We start from the raw sequence: 256 nt of genomic DNA on the forward strand, positions 1-256 counted from the left end.
TTGCAGTAGCTGACGGGGCCGACACACGAATTAGCGCCCGTATTGTGCTTGTGGAACAGACCACCCGAGCCGGTTTGCGACGTGCCCGAAGCAACACCGCCGTACGACGTTGCGCCCGTATCACCACCTTGAGCCGTCGTGGCAGCCGGGCCACGTTCCGAAGCAGGCGCGCCAGCGATCGGGTTGTAGTAAGGAGCCGGACCGAAGCCGCTTGCGAAGACGGGAGCCGATACGAAAGCGGTAGCGGCGAGAAGGG

The 256-nt window shown here is 64.1% G+C and carries 1 protein-coding gene; it reads right to left on the bottom strand.

The window, feature by feature from the left end; translation table 11 throughout:
• The coding region (locus SB753_RS39020; protein WP_410805414.1) for a hypothetical protein at positions 1-256 on the bottom strand (256 nt) is incomplete at both ends.

The sequence above is a fragment of the Paraburkholderia sp. SIMBA_053 genome, assembly GCF_046534895.1.
Classification (GTDB): domain Bacteria; phylum Pseudomonadota; class Gammaproteobacteria; order Burkholderiales; family Burkholderiaceae; genus Paraburkholderia; species Paraburkholderia caledonica.